The organism is Lactonifactor sp. BIOML-A5, assembly GCF_009677585.1.
In the GTDB taxonomy this organism is placed as follows: domain Bacteria; phylum Bacillota; class Clostridia; order Lachnospirales; family Lachnospiraceae; genus Lactonifactor.
Window position 1 is genome coordinate 1 of record NZ_WKYV01000018.1, and the last position, 19,467, is coordinate 19,467.

The following is a 19,467-nucleotide window of genomic DNA, read 5'->3' on the forward strand; positions in this document are numbered from 1 at the left end:
TCATACTATTATAGGTTCCACAAAAGTGACATTTTCATAAGTGAATCCTAAGGTGACATTATCACAAGTTAACAACAGCCTCCAGTTCCTTCCGATTGACTTTTACCAAATAAAATTATATAATGGATAGGTCTAAGCAGCACGATCGGACAATGTATGACATAAGAAAAAGAGGTACAGCATGAAACGAGACTTGAAAGTACAGGCCTTACTATATCTGCTGACCTTCAGTATGTGCGCACCTGTCACTGCCCGGGGGGAGCAGCTGGAAAAAGGGCAAATTGCGGACATTCTGGAGAACGCAGAACAGGCAGAAGCAGAAAAGAACCCGTCCGGGGAAGAGATTCCTTTGGAAGAAAAGCCTATGGAAGAAGCGCAGAAAGAGACTGCAGACACGCGGGCAGCCAGTGGATGGGTAAGTCAGGAAACTTCCGCACAGGGTACAAAGTGGTGGTACCGGTATCCGGATGGCACATATCCGGCAGACGGACTCTATGAAATCGGAACAAAGACCTATTATTTTGATGCAGACGGCTGGATGAAAACCGGCTGGGTTCTCCTGGAGGACAAGTGGTATTACTTTTTGCCAGACGGAGCGATGGCGGTCAGCCGGTGGGTTGGAAATTATTATCTGCTGGAAGATGGAACCATGGCCGTGAACCAATGGGTTGGAAGCTGGTATGTAGGAGATAACGGGGCCTGGATTCGCGATTACGGTAAGGGAAAGTGGATCCTAAAGGCCGGCAAATGGTGGTTCAGGGAATATGACGGCAGCTATCCCAAATCCGTTTTTAAGGAAATAGACGGAAATATCTATTATTTTGATACAGACGGCTGGATGATGACCGGATGGGTGTACATAGAACAGAAATGGTATTATTTTAATTCCTCAGGTGCCATGCTCACAGGGTGGCAGAAGCTGGGGAATGTATGGTATTACCTGGAACCGGATGGGACCATGGCCACAGGCTGGAAAAAGCTGGGAAGTCAATGGTATTATCTAAACAGCAGCGGTTCCATGGCCACGGGATGGAAAAATCTGGGAAACCGGTGGTATTATTTTCATTCCTCCGGAGTCATGGCTGTCGGCTGGACCCTTGTGGGGAAACAGTGGTTCTATCTGAATGAGGACGGTGTGATGCAGACCGGAAAGCTGGTACAGGGGAACCATACATATATTCTGAGCGGCAGCGGCGCCCTGGTTACCGGGTGGTATCTGGAAAACGGTGCTTGGTACTACTATGACAACAATGGATTTCTGGTCAAAGGCTGGCAGAAGGTGGGGAATACCTGGTACTATCTCAGGGAAGACGGCACCATGGCCACTGACTGGCTGCAGCTTGGGAACACCTGGTATTATCTGGACGGCAGCGGAGCTATGGCGACCGGCTGGACCTATGTACGGGGCAGATGGTACTATATGAACAGCTCCGGGGCCATGGTTACGGGCTGGCAGAAGCTTGGGAACACCTGGTATTATCTAAATTCCAACGGGGCTATGGCGACCGGGTGGAATTATATAGGAAATAAATGGTACTATTTGAACGGAAACGGGGCTATGGCCACCGGCTGGGCTTATGTGCAGGGCAAATGGTACTATATGAACAGCTCCGGGGCCATGGTTACAGGCTGGCAAAAGCTTGGAAAAACCTGGTATTATATGAATGGGAGCGGAGCCATGGTCTCCGGCTGGAATAAGATTGGCGGTCATTGGTATTTCTTTAACGGAAACGGGGCCATGCTTACGGGCTGGCAGAAGATAGGCGGAATCTGGTACTACATGGATGGAAGCGGAGCTATGGCCGCCGGACGGTGGGTAGGCAATTACTATCTGAGGGAAAACGGAGCCATGGCGGTAAACTGTATTCTCACGATTGGAGGGGTCAAATACAGCTTTGACGCTGCCGGAATCGGCAGTAAAGTAGTGGAATCCGGCGGATATATTGAGATTAGAGATTCTAACGGAAAGATTTATAAGGTAGAGGCCAGCTATGCCACAGATCCCCAGGTCTCCGACGAGGATTTCCTCACAGCGATTGCATATGCGGAAGCTGGCGACCAGGGAATCTCCGGAATGTCGGCGGTTGTTATGGTGATTTTAAACCGTATGAACAGCAGTGCTTTTCCTAATGACCTGCGGACGGTTGTCTATCAGAGAAAGCAGTTCGAACCTGCCAGAACAGGGGTTCTTACAAAATATCTGAAGAATCTGAATTCTATTCCTAATCCTTATCTTTCAAATACAAGAACAGCCGTGCGAAACGCAATGTCGACGTACAAGCTGTATAAAGAAGGGAAAGGCAAGCGCCTGATTAACGGGGTAACACTTCCCTCAGGAAAAAAAGAATTTGACTATTTATATTTTATGACCCCAAAGGCATTTGAAAATCTGGGGCTTGATGAGAAAAAATGTGATGTATTGTATTTATCTCCATCTTCAGATAAATACAAAGGGCATATTTTCTTTAACAAATGGGTAGAAAAATAAGAAAACTGAATGCAGGATAGCAGAGGAAGCAGGTGAAAGTCCTGCGCAAGTCCGTTACTGTGAAAGCCAGATACTAGGCTATCCTGACACACAAAAAATGTCTGCGGCAACCGGGCTTTTGTGGGACAGGTAGGAGTTCGTTGCCATTTTGCGGCGGACTCTTTTTTCTTTTCCAGGATGGACCGCTGCGTTCATAAGGAGTTGTGTATGGAACATAAAAATGGTTTGGAAGATTTCTATATCGTGAAGAATAACAAGAAAATGCGGTATGGGTATACGACAGGGTCCTGTGCGGCGGCAGCGGCAAAAGGGGCTGCCAGGATGCTATTGTCCCAGGCTCAGGTGGAGGAAGCAGACCTGATGACGCCCAAGGGGATTCTTCTTCATCTGCTTCTTTTGGAAATCAGCTGGAACAAAGATAAGGCAGAATGCTGCGTACAGAAGTATGCAGGGGACGATCCCGATGCCACAGACGGGATACATATTTATGCAACTGTGGAAAAACGCAGAGAACCCGGGGTTGTCATTGACGGGGGAGTCGGTGTGGGGCGAGTTACCAGGAAAGGGCTGGAACAGCCCGTGGGAGCTGCTGCCATTAACCGGGTGCCCAGGCGTATGATTGCCCGAGAAGTGGAACAGGTGATAGAGGAAGAAGGCTACGAGGGCGGCCTGAAGGTGACGATCTGGACACCGGAAGGAGAGAAGATCGGGAAACGGACGTTTAACCCAAGGCTTGGAATCCAGGGAGGGATCTCCATCTTAGGCACCTCTGGAATTGTGGAACCTATGAGTGAGGCGGCGCTGATTAAAAGTATAGAGATTGAGATGCGTATGCGGGTTGAAAACGGGGGAAGATATCTTCTGGTGACTCCCGGCAATTACGGTGCCGCCTACTTGAAGGAACACATAGAACTGGATTTCTCCCAAAACATAAAGTGCAGCAATTATGTTGGGGAAACCATTGATATGGCTGTTGGCATGGAAGCAAAAGGGATTCTTTTTATTTCTCATATCGGCAAATTTATTAAGGTGGCAGCCGGCATAATGAATACACATTCCCGGTCTGCGGACGGAAGGGCCGAGATTATGGCGGCAAATGCGGTACGGGCGGGCGCTTCCCTTGAGACAGCAAAAGAGCTTTTGCAGACAGGAACTACGGACGAAGCCCTTGAGATTCTGCAGAGGGAGGGCCTTGTGGAGAAGACCATGGAGGAGGTTCTGGAGAGAGTGGAATACTACTTAAATCACAGAGCTTACGGACAGCTGGAGACAGGGGCAATTCTATTTTCTAACGCATACGGGTATCTGGGCAGGACCTCCCGTGTGCCGGATTTGCTGGATAAACTGAGAGAACAACAAAATATTACATAGACAAAGGAGATATTATGATGCAAGGAAAGCTTTATGGAATTGGGGTGGGACCGGGAGACCCGGAGCTTTTGACCTTAAAAGCGCTGCGGCTGGTGAAAGAGTGTGATGTAATAGCAGTACCAGGTACAGCGGCGGAGGAAAGTGTGGCCTACCAGATTGTGAAGGGAGCCTGGCCTGAGATTGCTCAAAAAGAACTGCTTCCCGTACCTATGCCCATGACAAAGGATCCCAGGCAGCTGGAGGAAAATCATGAAAACGGTGCCAGAAGCATTGAATCGATTCTGCAGAAAGGAAAGCAGGTTGCCTTTCTGACCCTGGGAGACCCTACTGTGTATTCCACCTATCTCTATGTGCACAAGAAAATTCAGAGCTGGGGCTATGAAGTAGAGATCGTCAGCGGAATCACCTCCTTTTGCGCCGTTGCTGCCAGAATGAATATGGGGCTGGTGGAAAAGGCAGAACCCCTCCATGTGATACCTGCCTCTTATCAGATTGAAGAGGCACTGAAGCTGCCGGGCACAAAGGTCCTTATGAAGGCCGGGAAAAAGCTGGGAGAGGTCAAAGAACAGCTTCTGTCCATGGGGGCACAGGGAGTGATGATTGAAAACTGCGGGATGGAAAATGAAAAAATATACCATACCATTGAAGAGATTCCTGAGAATGCAGGATATTATTCCCTGACTATTATTAAAGAATAAACACACAAAGGAGAAGATATGATACATTTTGTTGGAGCGGGCTCTGGTGCCCCGGATTTGATTACGGTAAGAGGAAAGAAATATTTAGAGGAAGCAGATGTAATTATCTATGCAGGTTCGCTGGTAAATCCACAGCTGCTGGAGTACGCCAAGGAAGGATGCAGGGTATACAACAGTGCCAGGATGACACTGGAAGAAGTTCTGGATGTGATGCGCAGCGGGGAGAAAGAAGGAAAAACCACTGTGCGCCTCCACACGGGAGATCCCTGTCTCTATGGCGCCATCAGGGAGCAGATGGATGTGCTGGATGAGGAAAACATCGCATATGACTCCTGTCCGGGTGTGAGTTCCTTCTGCGGGGCTGCTTCTGCTCTGAATCTGGAGTATACCCTGCCGGATGTGTCTCAGAGCGTAATCATAACCCGTATGGCGGGAAGGACGCCTGTCCCCCCAAAGGAGAGCATTGAGTCATTTGCTGCCCACCAGGCAACTATGGTAGTATTTCTAAGCACCGGGATGTTAAAAGAACTGAGTGCCCGTCTGATTGAGGGCGGGTATACCGAGGATACGCCTGCGGCTATTGTGTACAAGGCCACCTGGGAAGATGAAAAGGCCTTTGTATGTACTGTGGGGACTCTGGATAAGACAGCAAAAGAAAATCATATAACGAAAACGGCCTTAATGATTATCGGCGATGCGGTAGCCCATAATCACTATGAGCGTTCTAAATTATATGATCCGGGATTCACCACAGAATTCCGTCAGGGTACAGATACCAAATAAGCGGAGGAAAATATGAAGATAGCAGTTATCAGCTTCAGCCGGTCCGGCTATGCTCTGGGAGAAGCTCTCCACGCAGGGCTTATACAGGAGGGGCATGAAGTAACCACCTACACGAAAAGCAAGTATACAAAGATGGTTTTAGATGAATCCCAGCTGGATATTGACGCGAAGACAATACGCAATGTAAAGCAGTTTGCCAAACCAGTGGATGAATCCATCGGTGCATGGACCAGTCTGCGGTTTCAGAATTCTGATGCTCTGATCTTTATCGGGGCCTGCGGGATAGCAGTGAGGGCCATTGCCCCTTATGTAAAGGATAAGAAAAAGGATCCCGCTGTGGTTGTGGTGGACGAACAGGGAAATTATGTCATCTCTCTTCTGTCAGGACATATCGGCGGCGCCAACGCCCTGACTCTGGATGTGAGCAGAATCACAGGCGCAGAACCTGTAATCACGACAGCAACTGATATCAATGAAAAGTTTGCGGTGGATGTATTTGCAAAGAAGAATGGTTTTTATATTTCTGACATGGGGCTGGCCAAGGATGTATCTGCAGCGCTGGTGGCAGGAAAGGAAGTTGGATTTTACAGTGATTTTCCCTGGCTTGGTGAACTGCCGGAAGGCCTTAAGATAGCTCATGAAGATGAGGAGCGGCCCGAGCTTGGGATTGCGATTACCAGCAGTTACCTGGAGCATCCGTTCGTACATACCCTGTACCTGGTTCCCAGGGTCATCACACTGGGAATCGGCTGCAGAAAAGACACTGCAAAAGAGGAGATACAAAATGCAGTGAGAAAGGCCTGTGATGAGCAGCTGATTCCAACAGTTGCCATGGAGCAGGTGGTCAGCATTGACCTGAAAAAAAACGAACCTGGGCTCATAGAGTACTGCAGGGAGAGAAATCTTCCCTTTATCACGTACACAAAAGAGGAATTGGCTCAGGTAGAAGGAAAATTTACAAAATCTGAATTCGTTGAATCCATTACAGGACTGGACAATGTCTGCGAGAGAAGTGCGGTGAAGGGCAGTGAAGACGGAAGACTGATTTTAAGAAAACATGCAGAAAATGGGGTAACGGTTGCGTTAGCCATGAAGAAATGGAGTGTGGAATTTGAATAAATTATATGTAGTTGGCATTGGGCCCGGCGAGTATGAACAGATGACCATAAAGGCAGCCAATGCCCTGAAGGAAAGCGATGTAATCATAGGATATACCGTATATGTGGATCTGGTTAAAGAACATTTTCCCGGAAAAGAGTTTATGACAACACCAATGAAAAAAGAAGTAGACCGCTGTGTGATGGCCTTCGAGGAAGCAAAAAAAGGAAAAACAGTCTCCATGATCTGCAGCGGCGATGCCGGGGTGTACGGTATGTCGGGCCTTATGTATGAAGTGGGAGTCAGCTATCCGGAGGTAGAGCTTTCCGTGATTCCCGGTGTGACGGCAGCCACCGGAGGAGGCGCTGTGCTGGGTGCCCCTCTGATTCACGACTTTTGCCTGATTAGCTTAAGCGATCTCCTTACCCCGTGGGAAAAGATAGAGGGAAGACTGCTGGGAGCTTCCAAAGCTGATTTTGTGATCTGCCTGTACAATCCTTCCAGCAAAAAACGCAGCGATTATCTGGCAAAGGCATGTGACCTTATGATGCAGTATAAATCAGAGGATACCGTGTGCGGCATTGTGGGGAATATCGGAAGAGACGGAGAATCTTTTAAGGTTATGACATTAAAAGAACTGAGGGACACGTCTGTTGATATGTTTACAACGGTTTTCATCGGCAATTCCCAGACAAAAGTGATAAACGGAAAAATGGTAACGCCCAGAGGATACCGGAATGTGTGACGTTCTTATATTTGGTGGGACAACAGAAGGAAGAAAAATCGCAGAATATATCAGCCGCCACCATATCTCGGGGTATGTGTGCGTGGCCACAGAGTATGGTGAGAGTCTTCTGCCTCAAAATGAGTATGTCAGGGTTTCCCATGAGCGTCTGAAGGAAGAGGAGATGTGCGGGCTTATAGAAAAGGAATCTCCCCGAGTCGTGATCGATGCCACGCACCCCTATGCCGCTGAGGTGACCCGCAATATTAAGAGCGCCTGCCATAAGGCTGGGGTGCCCTGCGTCCGCCTGCTCAGAGAGAGTGCTGGAGCAGAAGACGGCACAGCTGTGGAACATGCAGTTTATGTGGATTCCATTGAGGCGGCTGTAACCTATCTGGAGCATACTAAGGGAGGGATCCTGGTCACCACAGGCAGCAAGGAAATCGGTAAATTCACCCGTCTGGCGGATTACAGAGAAAGGGTCTATGCCAGGGTCCTCTCTCTTCCAAAAGTAACTGCGGCTTGTGCAGAGATGGGATTTGAGGGAAAACATCTTATCTGCATGCAGGGACCGTTTTCCAGAGAACTCAATGAAGCAATGATACGGCAGCTGGACTGCAGGTATCTGGTCACCAAAGAATCCGGGAGCACGGGAGGATTTTTAGAAAAGTGCGAGGCGGCAAAAGCATGCGGCTGTGAGCTGGTAATCGTCGGCAGGCCACTGCAGGAAAAGGGTCTGTCCCTTCTGGAGTGCAAAAGATATCTTGCAGGTGAATTCGGTCTGTCAGGAAAGACAGAGGTTGCCCTGGTAGGCATCGGCATGGGGGATGAGAATACCATGACGGTGGGCGGCAGGGAGGCATGCAGGAGGGCAGAGATAATCATAGGAGCCGGGCGCATGGCAAAAGCAGCGGCAAAGCCAGGACAGGACGTTTATTGCGAATACGACGCCAGGAGGATTCGGGAGTATCTGACAGAGCATCCGGAATATGAGCGCGCCGCGGTTGTCCTGTCGGGGGATGTGGGATTCTACAGCGGCTGCAGAAGGCTTCTGGAAGAACTGAAAGAATTCCAGGTATCTCTGTACTGCGGAATCTCCAGTCTGGTATACTTTATGTCCAGAATCCGGAAGCCGTGGGAGGATGTGAAGATTGCAAGCGCCCACGGCAGAGCGTATAACCTCATACAGGGAATCCGAAGCAATCCCCGCTTTTTTGCCATTCTGGGCACCGGAGACGGGGTATCACGCCTGGCTGAAACATTAATGGAATATCATATGGAAGAGGTTACCATCTATCTGGGAGAAATGCTGTCCTATCCGGAGGAAAAGATATTAAAAGGTAAGCCGTCTGATTTTCTGGGATATCAGGGGAATCCGCTGAGCGTAATATACATAGAAAACCCCGAAGCCAATGAGATTACGGTGACACATGGGATCAGGGACGCGGCATTTGTCCGGGGGAAGGTTCCCATGACAAAAGAAGAGGTGCGCAGCATTTCACTGTCCAAGCTGCGGCTGACAAAGGACGCTGTCTGTTATGATGTAGGCGCCGGGACAGGGTCTGTCTCCATAGAAATGGCGCTTATGGCCCGGGAGGGCAGGGTCTATGCCGTGGAGAAGAAGCCGGAGGCGGCAGCGCTTCTGGAAGAGAATAAAAAAGTGTTCGGGGCGGATAATCTGACGGTAATCTCCGGTCTGGCGCCGGAGGCCCTGGAGGAGTTGGAAGCACCTACACATGCATTTATCGGAGGATCTTCCGGCAATATGAAAGTGATTCTGCAGCTCCTTCTGAAAAAGAATCCCGGAATCCGGATGGTAATTAACTGCATCGCTCTGGAAACCGTGGCGGAGGCAGTAGACTGTATGAGGGAGCTGCCGGTGACAGATGTAGATATTGTATCTGTATCCATCAGCAAATCCAAGACTGTGGGACGATATCATATGATGATGGGAGAAAACCCCATTACCATTATCTCCTGTACAGGAAAAGAGGTGGAGGAAGGATGAAAATCCCCAGATTTCTTATAGCAGCAGGAGCAAGCGGCAGCGGGAAAACGCTTCTGACCTGCGGGATTCTGAAGGCATTAAAAAACCGGGGACTGCAGGTGGCATCTTTTAAGTGCGGCCCTGATTATATCGATCCTATGTTTCACAGCAAGGTAATCCGGGCCAAATCCCGGAATCTGGATACGTTTTTTACCCCTCCTGAGATTGTCAGACATCTCCTGGAAATAAACTGTACCGACCAGGATATTGCTGTGATGGAAGGGGTTATGGGGTATTATGATGGAATCGGAGGCACTACATCACAGGCCAGTGCCTATGAACTTGCCGCAGTTACCAAAACCCCCGTAGTGTTTGTTGTAAACTGTAAGGGTATGAGCGTATCCATACTTCCTTATATCCAGGGATTTCTCGGATTTAAAGAGAACAGCGGTATCCGGGGAGTCATTCTCAATCAGATGTCCCCCATGCTGTATCCCAGAGTGAAGGAATTGATTGAGAAGGAGCTTCCGGTGAAGGTGCTGGGCTATGTGCCAAATGTAAAGGAATGTTCCATTGAAAGCCGCCACCTGGGACTGGTTTTGCCGGATGAGGTGGAACAGCTTCAGGAAAAGCTGGGGCAGCTGGCAGATATTCTGGAAAAAACAATTGATCTGGAAGCGCTTCTTGCGCTGGCAGAAACAGCGGAGGATATCTCTGCTTCACGCCCGGAAACCTTCTCCCCGGACTATGGGTTTACGCTGGACAAGTCTGTGAGAATTGGTGTTGCAAGAGATGAGGCCTTTTGCTTCATCTATGAGGATAATCTGCGCCTTTTGAGAAAGATGGGCGCTGAGCTTGTGGAGTTTTCCCCCCTGCAAGACAGCAGTCTCCCGGAGGGGATTCAGGGACTTCTTTTATATGGAGGCTATCCGGAACTCTATGCAGATGCTTTGGAATCCAACAGAGGGATGATAGAGAGCATTCGCCGGGAGTTCCGAAAGGGGCTTCCAGTGATCGCGGAGTGCGGTGGATTTATGTACCTTCATGAAACCATGGAGGATATGGAGGGGAGTGCCCACAGTATGGCGGGCATCATTCCAGGGAAGGCATACCATACGCCGCAATTAAACCGATTTGGGTATATCTACCTATCTTCCGGGGATGGAACAGTATTTGGGGAACCCATGGAGCAAATCCCGGCCCATGAATTTCATTACTTTGATTCCACTGCCTGCGGGGGAGAATTTCTGGCAAGGAAGCCGGTGGGACGCAGGAGCTGGAACTGCATGTATGGCAGAGAACATATGCTGGCAGGCTTTCCGCATCTGTACTATTACGGGAAACCTCAGATTGCAAAGGCTTTTTTGCAGGAGTGCAGCCGCTATGCACCCCAAAGCCAGTCAAACGTCTAAAAAAGGGAAAGAAGGAAAAGAAAATGAATTTAGAGGAAACGCTGAAATGTATCGGTCCTCTCAATGAGGAAGCTATGAAAGTCAGCCGGAAGCGCTGGGACAGTATTGCAAAACCTTTGTACAGCCTGGGTAAGCTGGAATCTCTGCTGGTGCAGATTGCCGGAATTACAGGAAGCCAGGAAATTGATCTTTCAAAGAAAGCCCTTGTGCCAATGTGCGCGGACAATGGGGTTGTGGCAGAGGGGGTTACGCAGACAGGTCAGGAGGTTACTGCCATTGTGGCAGAGAACTTTTTGACCTGTGAAACCTCTGCGGCTATTATGTGCAAGAGTGCCGGGGCCGATATTTTCCCGGTAGACATCGGAGTTGCGGTGGATACCAATATCATAAACAGAAAAATCGCCTATGGGACTAAAAACATGGCTGTGGAGCCGGCTATGACAAGGGAAGAGGCCATACGCGGTCTGGAGATCGGAATCGCAATGGTAAAGGAACTAAAAGACAAAGGCTATACGATCATTGCTACCGGCGAGATGGGAATCGGCAACACCACAACAAGCAGTGCAGTGGCGGCGGTTCTTCTGGGGCAGCCCGCGGAAGCAGTCACAGGCAAAGGAGCCGGCCTTACAAGTGCCGGACTGGAAAAGAAGATTGCAACGATCAAAAAGGCGATTGCACTTCATAAACCAGACAGAGAAGATCCCATTGATGTGCTGGCAAAGGTGGGGGGCTTTGATATTGCCGGAATTGCAGGTATGTTCCTGGGAGGGGCGGCCTATCATATCCCTGTGGTCATTGACGGGTTTATATCGGCGGTAAGCGCCCTCCTGGCCTGTCGGCTGGCTCCCTTGGCAAAAGGCTATATGATCTCCTCTCATGTCTCCAAAGAGCCTGCGGCCCATATGATTCTGGAGGCGCTGGACCAGTCTCCCTGTCTGCACTGTGATATGTGCCTGGGGGAGGGAACCGGGGCGGTAGCTTTATTCCCTGTTTTAGAGATGGCTGCTGCGGTCTATCAGGGGATGAGTACGTTCAGCGACATAGAGATTGAGGAATACAAACCACTGAGCTAAAAGGAGAAGGGTATGATTACATTAATTACCGGTGGAAGCGGGAGCGGGAAATCAGCATACGCAGAAGATACCCTGCTGTCCTTTGGCGAAGGGGAGCGAATCTATATCGCTACGATGTATCCCTTTGATGAAGAAAGCCACAGGCGGATAGAGCGGCACAGAAACATGCGCCGGGAGAAACATTTTACTACCATCGAACGGTATATTAATTTGAAAGAGCTCACCGTGCCGAAGGATTCCTATGTTCTTTTAGAGTGCATGTCGAACCTGGTGGCCAATGAGATGTACCAGGAGGGAGGCGCCGGGAAAGATACGGTGCCCGCTGTCCTGGAAGGTATCTTTGCCCTGGACCGTCAGGCAAAAGAGCTGTGCATTGTGACAAATGAGATCTTTTCCGACGGCATCCCCTATGAGGTTGAGACAGAAAAGTATCAAAAGTACCTGGGAGAGATCAATCAGGCAATTGGAAGAGTCGCCGTAAGGGTAGTGGAAGTGGTATACGGTATCCCTATCGTACTGAAGGAGAATTAAATGAAACAGATTTGGAATAGTTTTAAAATAGCCTTTGCCATGTACTCAAAGATCCCTGTGCCGAACAGTGACTGGACGAAAGAGAACATGAGATATACCATGTGCTTTTTCCCCGCAGTGGGGCTGGTCATTGGAGGACTTACCTGGCTTTGGGGCGTCTGGGGGAGGAACCTGGCGGAAAGCCATACCTTTTATACGGTTATCCTTCTGCTGATCCCCGTGGCAGTGACAGGGGGGATCCATCTGGACGGACTTCTGGATACCTCCGATGCTTTATCCTCCTATCAGGAAAAAGAGAGAAAGCTGGAGATTCTGAAAGACTCCCATGCGGGTGCTTTTGCCATTATTATAGGAATTACATATTTTCTGCTTTACTTCGGTATTTACAGTGAGCTGACCTTAAAGGGGCTTCCTGTTGTATGCCTCAGTTTTGTTCTGTCCAGGTGCTTCAGCGGACTGTCCATTGCGGCATTTCCTATGGCGAAAAACACCGGTCTGGCGGCAACCTTCTCAGACGGCGCTCAGAAACAGACGGTTCGAATCACTACTGTGGCATGTGGACTTCTTACCATCCTCCTTATGTGTCTGTATCAGCCTGTACTGGGTGCCTGTGCAGCTATGGGAGGAATATTGACATTCGGCTTTTACTATCGTATGTCCATGAAGCAGTTTGGGGGAATCACCGGAGATCTGGCGGGCTTTTTCCTTCAGATATGTGAATTGGTGATGGCATTCTGTGTAGTGGCAGGAGAGATTCTGCTGAGAAAAATGGCATAGCAAAGGAGATACAGGTATGATATTAATTATCGGGGGCATGTTCCAGGGAAAAAAAGAGTACGTGCGCAGCAGATTTGGCCTGGAAGTGAAAGACATGGCTGACGGCAGTGTCTGTTCTTACGAAGAATTGTTCCGCTGCCGTGGAATCTTTCATTTTCACGAATGGATTCGGCGGATGCTCCAGGAGAATAGAGATTTAACGAATCTGGCAGGAAGGCTGGAAAAAGAGAACCCTCAGATCCTTATCATTTCTAATGAGCTGGGGTACGGTGTGGTGCCGGTGGACTCTTTTGACAGAGAATACAGGGAGGCCGCAGGGCGGATATGCACCCGGATTGCCCGGTCTGCCGTTTCGGTACACCGGGTAGTCTGCGGCATTGGGACGGTGATCAAAGATGCTTGATTTATTTCTTGTGCGGCACTCCATTACCTATGGGAATACCTTAGGGCGCTATATAGGAAAAAGGACCGATGAACCCCTTACGGAGGACGGCATTGCCCTGGTGAAACACAGATATTATCCCCAGGTACAGGCTGTTTTTACCAGCCCCTTGAAGCGGTGTGTGCAGACCGCGGCACTCTGTTATCCGGGAACCCCTGTTCATACGTTGGAGGAGCTGGCTGAGTGTGATTTCGGAGCGTTTGAAAACAAAAACTACAAAGAGCTCTCGGGAAATGACCAATACCAGGAGTGGATTGACAGCAATGGCACCCTGCCTTTTCCCGGGGGAGAGAGCAGGGAAGCATTCATGGAGCGATGCCAAAAAGGGTTTTGCCGCTGTGTGGAATACTGCCTCAGGGAAGGCCTGCGCTCCGGGGCTTTGGTGGTTCACGGAGGGACTATTATGAGCATTCTGGATGCCTATGCAGTTCCCCATCAGGAGTATTATGACTGGCAGGTGGGAAACGGCGGCGGATACTGGGTGAGGACTTCCGCAGAAGTATGGAATGAAAAAGAACAGGAACTGCATGTGGTAAAAAGACTTGCAGAATAAATACAGGAGAGGACTTTATTAAGATGCTGAAGTGGACAATATTTGCCCTGGTTTTGGGCTTTTTTATAGATTTGATCGTGGGAGACCCTCCGTTTTTATACCATCCGGTCAGAATCATCGGGAATGGAATTGCGCTGACGGAAAAAGGCCTCAGGCGCATATTCCCAAAAACTCCGGGCGGAGAGCGGGCGGGCGGTTTCTTTCTTATCCTGATTATCTGCCTGTTCAGCGCGGGAGTCCCCGGATTGATTCTATGGTTTGCTTACCATTGGCATACCTGGCTGGGAGTATTTTTGGAAACCTTTATGTGTTATCAGCTGCTGGCTACGAAGTCTCTGAAGGAGGAGAGCATGAAGGTATACGAACAGCTGAAGGCCGGAAACCTGGAGGGGGCAAGATATGCCGTTTCTATGATTGTGGGGCGGGATACCAAGAGTCTTGATGAGGAGGGAGTCACAAAGGCAGCTGTTGAGACCATTGCGGAAAACACCTCGGATGGAATCATTGCCCCGCTTTTTTATATGGCTCTTGGGGGCGCTCCCTTGATGTTTCTGTACAAGGCCATTAACACCATGGATTCCATGGTAGGATATAAAAACGATAAATATCTCAATTTCGGACGGCTGCCTGCAAAGTTAGATGATGCTGCTAATTTTGTACCTGCAAGAATATCCGCGTGGCTTATGGTGGCGGCCAGCTTTTTCCTGAAGATGGACAGCAGAAACGCAACACGGATTTACAGAAGAGACAGGCGGAATCACGCAAGTCCCAATTCTGCCCAGACAGAGGCAGTGATGGCCGGAGCGCTTGGGGTGCAGCTGGCCGGAGACGCCTATTATTTCGGGAAGCTTTACCAGAAACCGACAATTGGGGACCGTATCCGTAAGATTCAGTATGAGGATATCCGTTATGCCAACAATCTGCTCTATGCCAGTGCGGGAATTGGCGTACTGTTTTTCGGACTGATTCGGCTGATGCTTCAGATCGCGCTTCAAATCGTATAGAACCGGGAGAATACATATGAAGAAACATATACACGGCGGGGATGTGTACCGTCATCAAAACGTGATTGATTTTTCGGCAAACTGTAATCCACTGGGGACTCCTGCCAGCGTAAAGCGGGCAGTCGCCGAAAGTATGGAGCAGGTGTACCACTATCCTGATGTGAGGTGCCAGAACCTAAGAGACGCATTGTCTGTCTATGAAGGAGTTCCGGCGGACTGGATCATCTGCGGAAATGGGGCTGCGGATCTGATTTTTTCTCTGGTGCTGGCCCTGAAACCTAAGAGGGCGCTGGTGCCGGCCCCTACCTTTGCGGAATATGAGCAGGCCCTGGAAAGTGTGGGATGTCAGGTGCTTCATGCCCCAGGCAGAGAGGAAGACGGATTTGCCGTGGATCAGGCGCTTTTGCAGGCCATAGACGATACCATAGATATTTTATTTCTGTGCAATCCTAATAATCCCACTGGGATTCTCACAGAGCCTGAGAGGCTGGAGCAGGTGATGGATGCCTGCCGCCGCCACGGCGTTTTTCTTGTGCTGGATGAATGTTTTCTGGACTTTGTTTGCAGTCCGGGAAAGTATACCCAAAAGGCTTCCCTGGAAAACCGGAAAGATCTGTTCATCCTGAAAGCATTTACAAAGCGGTATGCAATGGCAGGAATACGCCTGGGCTATGGACTGTGCAGCAGCCAGGACCTGTTGGAGAAGATGAAGGAGGTTACTCAGCCCTGGAATGTTTCCACTCTGGCTCAGGCAGCCGGAATCGCTGCTTTGAAAGAAAAAGAATATGTGGCCAGGGCCACAGAACTGATCCATAGGGAGCGCGGGTTTCTCAAGGAGAAAATGCGTGAGGCAGGGCTTCAGGTATATGATTCCCAGGCCAATTATATCTTTTTCAAGGGACCTGAAAACCTTCAGGAGCTCTGCCTGCAGGAGGGGATATTAATCCGGGACTGCGGCAATTACTATGGACTGGCAAGAGGATATTACAGGATTGCAGTCCGAACCCATGAAGAGAACCTGACCCTTATGAGGGCTTTTGAAAAAGTACTGTAAAACAGAGAAAAGAGGGATATATTATGGCAAAAGCAATTATGATTCAGGGTACTATGTCCAATGCCGGAAAAAGCCTGCTTACAGCGGGGCTCTGCCGTATTTTCACCCAGGACGGATATAAAGTAGCCCCTTTTAAGTCACAGAATATGGCGCTGAATTCCTTTATCACAGAGGAAGGACTGGAGATGGGACGAGCACAGGTGATGCAGGCAGAAGCGGCGGGAATCAAGCCATCTGTTCTGATGAACCCAATACTTCTAAAGCCAACCAATGATGTGGGCTCCCAGGTCATCGTCAATGGGGAGGTTCTCGGCACTATGAGTGCAAGAGACTATTTTGCTTATAAAAAGAAGCTGATACCTGAAGTTATGAAAGCCTACCATGCATTGGCAGAGAAGAATGATATTATTGTCATAGAAGGCGCCGGCAGTCCTGCGGAAATTAATCTGAAGGAAGAAGATATCGTTAATATGGGCATGGCAAAGCAGGCCAAAGCTCCCGTGCTTTTAGTGGGAGACATCGACAGAGGCGGTGTCTTTGCTCAGCTGATAGGAACCATTATGCTTCTGGACGAGGATGAGAGAAAAATAGTAAAAGGCACCATTGTAAACAAATTCAGAGGCGACAAAACCATACTGGATCCTGGGCTGAAGATATTGGAGGAGAAAACAGGCGTTCCGGTGGTAGGTGTAGCTCCCTATCTGAATATTGAGGTAGAAGATGAGGACAGCCTTACGGAGCGGTTTGAAGCGCCCCGGGAAGTCGGTGTCATTGATATTGCGGTAATCCGCCTTCCCAGAATCTCTAACTTTACTGATTTTAACCCTCTGGAGAGTATCCCCGGAGTTTCTCTCAGATATGTGAAGCATCCCCATGAGCTGAAACAGCCGGATATGATTATACTGCCGGGAACCAAGAATACCATGGAAGATCTTCTTTGGATGCGCCAGACAGGCCTGGAGGCACTGATCCTGAAAGAGGCGGCAAAAGGAAAAATTATCTATGGCGTCTGCGGAGGATATCAGATGCTGGGAGAAACCCTTTCCGATCCCCATCACGTAGAAGCAGGGGGAGAGATTAAGGGCATGGGCCTTCTCCCCATGGATACGATTTTTGAACAGGCAAAGACAAGAACCAGGGTGACAGGCACCTTCAGACATATAGGAGGTGCACTAAAGCTTCTGGAAGGAACCGAACTGGAGGGGTATGAGATTCATATGGGAGAAAGCGTCCTGAAGGAGGGTGCGGTATCTATGAATGAAATCACGGATGGGGTCAGCCGTGTGACAAAGCCCGACGGTGCCTGCAAAGACAATGTCTATGGCTCCTATGTGCACGGGATCTTCGACAGGGAAGAAGTGGCCGGAAAAATCATCCGGGCAATCGGAGCCATAAAAGGAATTGATGTAGAGGAAATGACCAGTATTGATTTTCAGGCATTCAAGGAAACCCAGTATGACATTCTTGCGGCAGAGCTGAGGAAACATCTGGATATGAAGAAAATATATGAGATTTTAGAAGCCGGTATATAAAAGGAGAGGAGAACGTATGAAAATAGAACTGGAAAATGTGCTGCCCAAGGAGATAGAAAGCAGAAGCTTTGAGATAATTACAGAGGAACTGGGAGATACGCCTCTGATCCCCGGCACTGAGCTGATTGTAAAGCGGTGTATCCATACAAGTGCAGACTTCGACTATGCCCGGAATCTCTGCTTTTCTGATGGAGCAGTGGAGGCAGCCATAGCGGCTATTAAAGAGGGGGCCAGCATTGTCACAGATACCCAGATGGCAAAAGCCGGTATTAATAAAAAAGTCTTGAATAAATATGGCGGCAAAGTCCATTGCTTCATGTCTGATGAAGACATTGCCGAGATTGCTAAAAAAAGCGGTTCCACCAGGGCAACGGCCAGTATGGATAAAGCCGCGTCTATGGAAGAAGAGTTTATCTTTGCCATCGGAAACGCACCCACTGCGCTGGTAAGGCTTTACGAATTGATGCAGGAGGAAAAAATCCACCCCAAGCTGATTATTGGAGTTCCCGTGGGATTTGTAAATGTGGTGCAGTCAAAAGAACTGATCATGGAGACAGATGTGCCTTACATCGTGGCCAAAGGACGAAAGGGAGGAAGTAATATTGCTGCCTGCATCTGCAATGCATTGCTGTATATGATCGATAATTCCAGGGAGTAGATATGGGAAGGGGACGGTGAGGGAGAGTCCGTGCGGGAGGATGGTTCTTGGGAGTAGGACGCCTGTGTTCCGGGGACACCTCCGTCGCGAGGAGAGTCTAAGCCAAAACCGGAATCCCCTCCGGAGCACCGTTCGCATACGCAGAGAATGCTTTCGATGCATTCTCTGCGCGGGCTCACTTTTTTTCGGCCCGGACTGCCGAAAAAATCTCCTGCGGGAATCCCGGTTTTGCCTAAGACTCTCTGCTCACTCCTGCGGAATCGTCCGCAGAACACAGGCGTCCTACTCCCAAGAACCATCCTCCCGCACGGACTCTCCCTCACCTGTATATTGGAAAGTTCCAGGTAGCTACTATATAGGAAAAGAAATTATAGGTATAAAAAAAGTGTAGATGTCAGAGTTCATTACTCTCAAACAACTACACTTTTATTATGTGAAATAAACTGCTAATTGAACTAAAACCCTACAACTTACGACCATTACCCCATTCCAAATAAATGTAAAATGAGCCGATACCAGAATATAGAAGGGAGGCGCGGGGAGACTGGGGCATGGGCAGGTCAGGGAGGTTAAGCGGAGTGAGCCGAAGATCCAGTCCACCAGCTGTTTAGCGAGGAAGGCTCTCCTGACGAGCTTAGCAGCTGGTAGGGCTTAGCTGAGGGGAGCGGAGCCTCGAGCTGAACCTGCCCATGCCCCAGTCTCCCCGCGCCTCCCTTCTATATTCGTCCGTCTTATTCTCATTTTGCCCCCGAACTTTCCATTAAGAATGCGTAACCGCCCTCTGATAATACCTGGACGTCAACTTGGACAAAATTCCATACACCGGCTTAAACAGCACCAGGGTAATGACTACATTTCCCACACAGTGGAGAATATCTGAAGGGATTCCGCTGATCCAGTATGCGATTCCGCCTCCGACGCCTGAGATGATGAAGTAGGGGAACGAGCAGAGGAATCCGAAGCCCAGGCCGAAGGCCCCTGAGATGATGGACCACATGACCGGGGAGTCGTTTTTGGAGCAGAGCATGGTGATCACTGCCAGGATGGTCCAGACGTAGAGGTACATGAACCACCAGATTCCAAAGCCGTATATCATACCTTCTAAAAATGCAAAGATGTAGATAATATAAAATACCTTTTTCCTGAAGAGAAGGGTATAGATGATGATAAGGAGAGAAACCACTTCTATATTATGAAGAAAGGCCATTCCCACCTGACCCACCAGAAGTATGGCTGTGAGGAAGGCCAGGATTACCATATCTTTTACTTTAGTATTCATAAA

General features: G+C 49.2%; 18 protein-coding genes. 17 read left to right on the top strand and 1 reads right to left on the bottom strand.

What is annotated here, in order from left to right:
• The first annotated feature begins 181 nt into the window (after positions 1-181).
• From GKG41_RS14505 to GKG41_RS14585, 17 genes are all read left to right on the top strand, one after another.
• Positions 182-2,488, top strand: coding sequence for a cell wall hydrolase (locus GKG41_RS14505; RefSeq protein ID WP_154259825.1), 2,307 nt, complete (start codon positions 182-184; stop codon positions 2,486-2,488).
• 207 nt (positions 2,489-2,695) lie between these two features.
• Entirely contained in the window at positions 2,696-3,859 is a 1,164-nt protein-coding gene (cbiD, locus tag GKG41_RS14510) for a cobalt-precorrin-5B (C(1))-methyltransferase CbiD (protein WP_154259827.1), read from the top strand.
• 17 nt (positions 3,860-3,876) lie between these two features.
• Positions 3,877-4,557: a precorrin-2 C(20)-methyltransferase gene (gene cobI / locus GKG41_RS14515; RefSeq protein ID WP_154259989.1), complete on the top strand. Its 681-nt coding sequence runs from the start codon at positions 3,877-3,879 to the stop codon at positions 4,555-4,557.
• Positions 4,558-4,575: 18 nt separating this feature from the next.
• Complete coding sequence (gene cobM / locus GKG41_RS14520; protein ID WP_154259829.1) at positions 4,576-5,340, top strand: precorrin-4 C(11)-methyltransferase; 765 nt, start codon at positions 4,576-4,578, stop codon at positions 5,338-5,340.
• 12 nt (positions 5,341-5,352) lie between these two features.
• Entirely contained in the window at positions 5,353-6,459 is a 1,107-nt protein-coding gene (locus GKG41_RS14525; RefSeq protein ID WP_154259831.1) for a cobalt-precorrin 5A hydrolase, read from the top strand.
• Complete coding sequence (cobJ, locus tag GKG41_RS14530) at positions 6,452-7,183, top strand: precorrin-3B C(17)-methyltransferase (RefSeq protein WP_154259833.1); 732 nt, start codon at positions 6,452-6,454, stop codon at positions 7,181-7,183. The genes GKG41_RS14525 and cobJ overlap by 8 nt, the downstream gene beginning before the upstream one ends.
• On the top strand, positions 7,176-9,170 hold the full coding sequence (gene cobK, locus GKG41_RS14535) for a precorrin-6A reductase (RefSeq protein WP_154259835.1): 1,995 nt from the start codon (positions 7,176-7,178) through the stop codon (positions 9,168-9,170). Before cobJ ends, cobK begins: the two co-directional genes overlap by 8 nt.
• Positions 9,167-10,561 carry a cobyrinate a,c-diamide synthase gene (locus tag GKG41_RS14540; protein ID WP_154259837.1) on the top strand — a complete coding sequence of 465 codons (1,395 nt, stop codon included), beginning with the start codon at positions 9,167-9,169 and terminating at the stop codon, positions 10,559-10,561. Before cobK ends, GKG41_RS14540 begins: the two co-directional genes overlap by 4 nt.
• A gap of 23 nt (positions 10,562-10,584) precedes the next feature.
• Entirely contained in the window at positions 10,585-11,634 is a 1,050-nt protein-coding gene (cobT, locus tag GKG41_RS14545; protein WP_154259839.1) for a nicotinate-nucleotide--dimethylbenzimidazole phosphoribosyltransferase, read from the top strand.
• Between the two features lie 12 nt (positions 11,635-11,646).
• Entirely contained in the window at positions 11,647-12,165 is a 519-nt protein-coding gene (locus tag GKG41_RS14550; RefSeq protein ID WP_154259841.1) for a bifunctional adenosylcobinamide kinase/adenosylcobinamide-phosphate guanylyltransferase, read from the top strand.
• Positions 12,166-12,942 carry an adenosylcobinamide-GDP ribazoletransferase gene (locus tag GKG41_RS14555; protein ID WP_154259843.1) on the top strand — a complete coding sequence of 259 codons (777 nt, stop codon included), beginning with the start codon at positions 12,166-12,168 and terminating at the stop codon, positions 12,940-12,942.
• A gap of 16 nt (positions 12,943-12,958) precedes the next feature.
• Positions 12,959-13,345 carry a bifunctional adenosylcobinamide kinase/adenosylcobinamide-phosphate guanylyltransferase gene (locus GKG41_RS14560; RefSeq protein WP_154259845.1) on the top strand — a complete coding sequence of 129 codons (387 nt, stop codon included), beginning with the start codon at positions 12,959-12,961 and terminating at the stop codon, positions 13,343-13,345.
• Positions 13,338-13,937: a histidine phosphatase family protein gene (locus tag GKG41_RS14565; protein ID WP_154259847.1), complete on the top strand. Its 600-nt coding sequence runs from the start codon at positions 13,338-13,340 to the stop codon at positions 13,935-13,937. Before GKG41_RS14560 ends, GKG41_RS14565 begins: the two co-directional genes overlap by 8 nt.
• A 23-nt stretch (positions 13,938-13,960) precedes the next feature.
• On the top strand, positions 13,961-14,941 hold the full coding sequence (gene cbiB / locus GKG41_RS14570; protein ID WP_154259849.1) for an adenosylcobinamide-phosphate synthase CbiB: 981 nt from the start codon (positions 13,961-13,963) through the stop codon (positions 14,939-14,941).
• A 16-nt stretch (positions 14,942-14,957) separates the two neighbouring features.
• A complete protein-coding gene (gene cobD / locus GKG41_RS14575; RefSeq protein ID WP_154259851.1) occupies positions 14,958-15,995 on the top strand; it encodes a threonine-phosphate decarboxylase CobD in 1,038 nt (345 codons plus the stop codon).
• A 23-nt stretch (positions 15,996-16,018) separates the two neighbouring features.
• Positions 16,019-17,527, top strand: a complete 1,509-nt coding sequence (locus GKG41_RS14580) for a cobyric acid synthase (protein ID WP_154259853.1) — start codon at positions 16,019-16,021, stop codon at positions 17,525-17,527.
• A gap of 16 nt (positions 17,528-17,543) precedes the next feature.
• Positions 17,544-18,185, top strand: a complete 642-nt coding sequence (locus GKG41_RS14585; protein WP_154259855.1) for a precorrin-8X methylmutase — start codon at positions 17,544-17,546, stop codon at positions 18,183-18,185.
• 760 nt (positions 18,186-18,945) lie between these two features.
• On the opposite strand, the gene GKG41_RS14590 is transcribed toward GKG41_RS14585, so the two are convergent.
• Positions 18,946-19,464, bottom strand: a complete 519-nt coding sequence (locus GKG41_RS14590; protein ID WP_154259858.1) for a hypothetical protein — start codon at positions 19,462-19,464, stop codon at positions 18,946-18,948.
• Between the last annotated feature and the right edge of the window lie 3 nt (positions 19,465-19,467).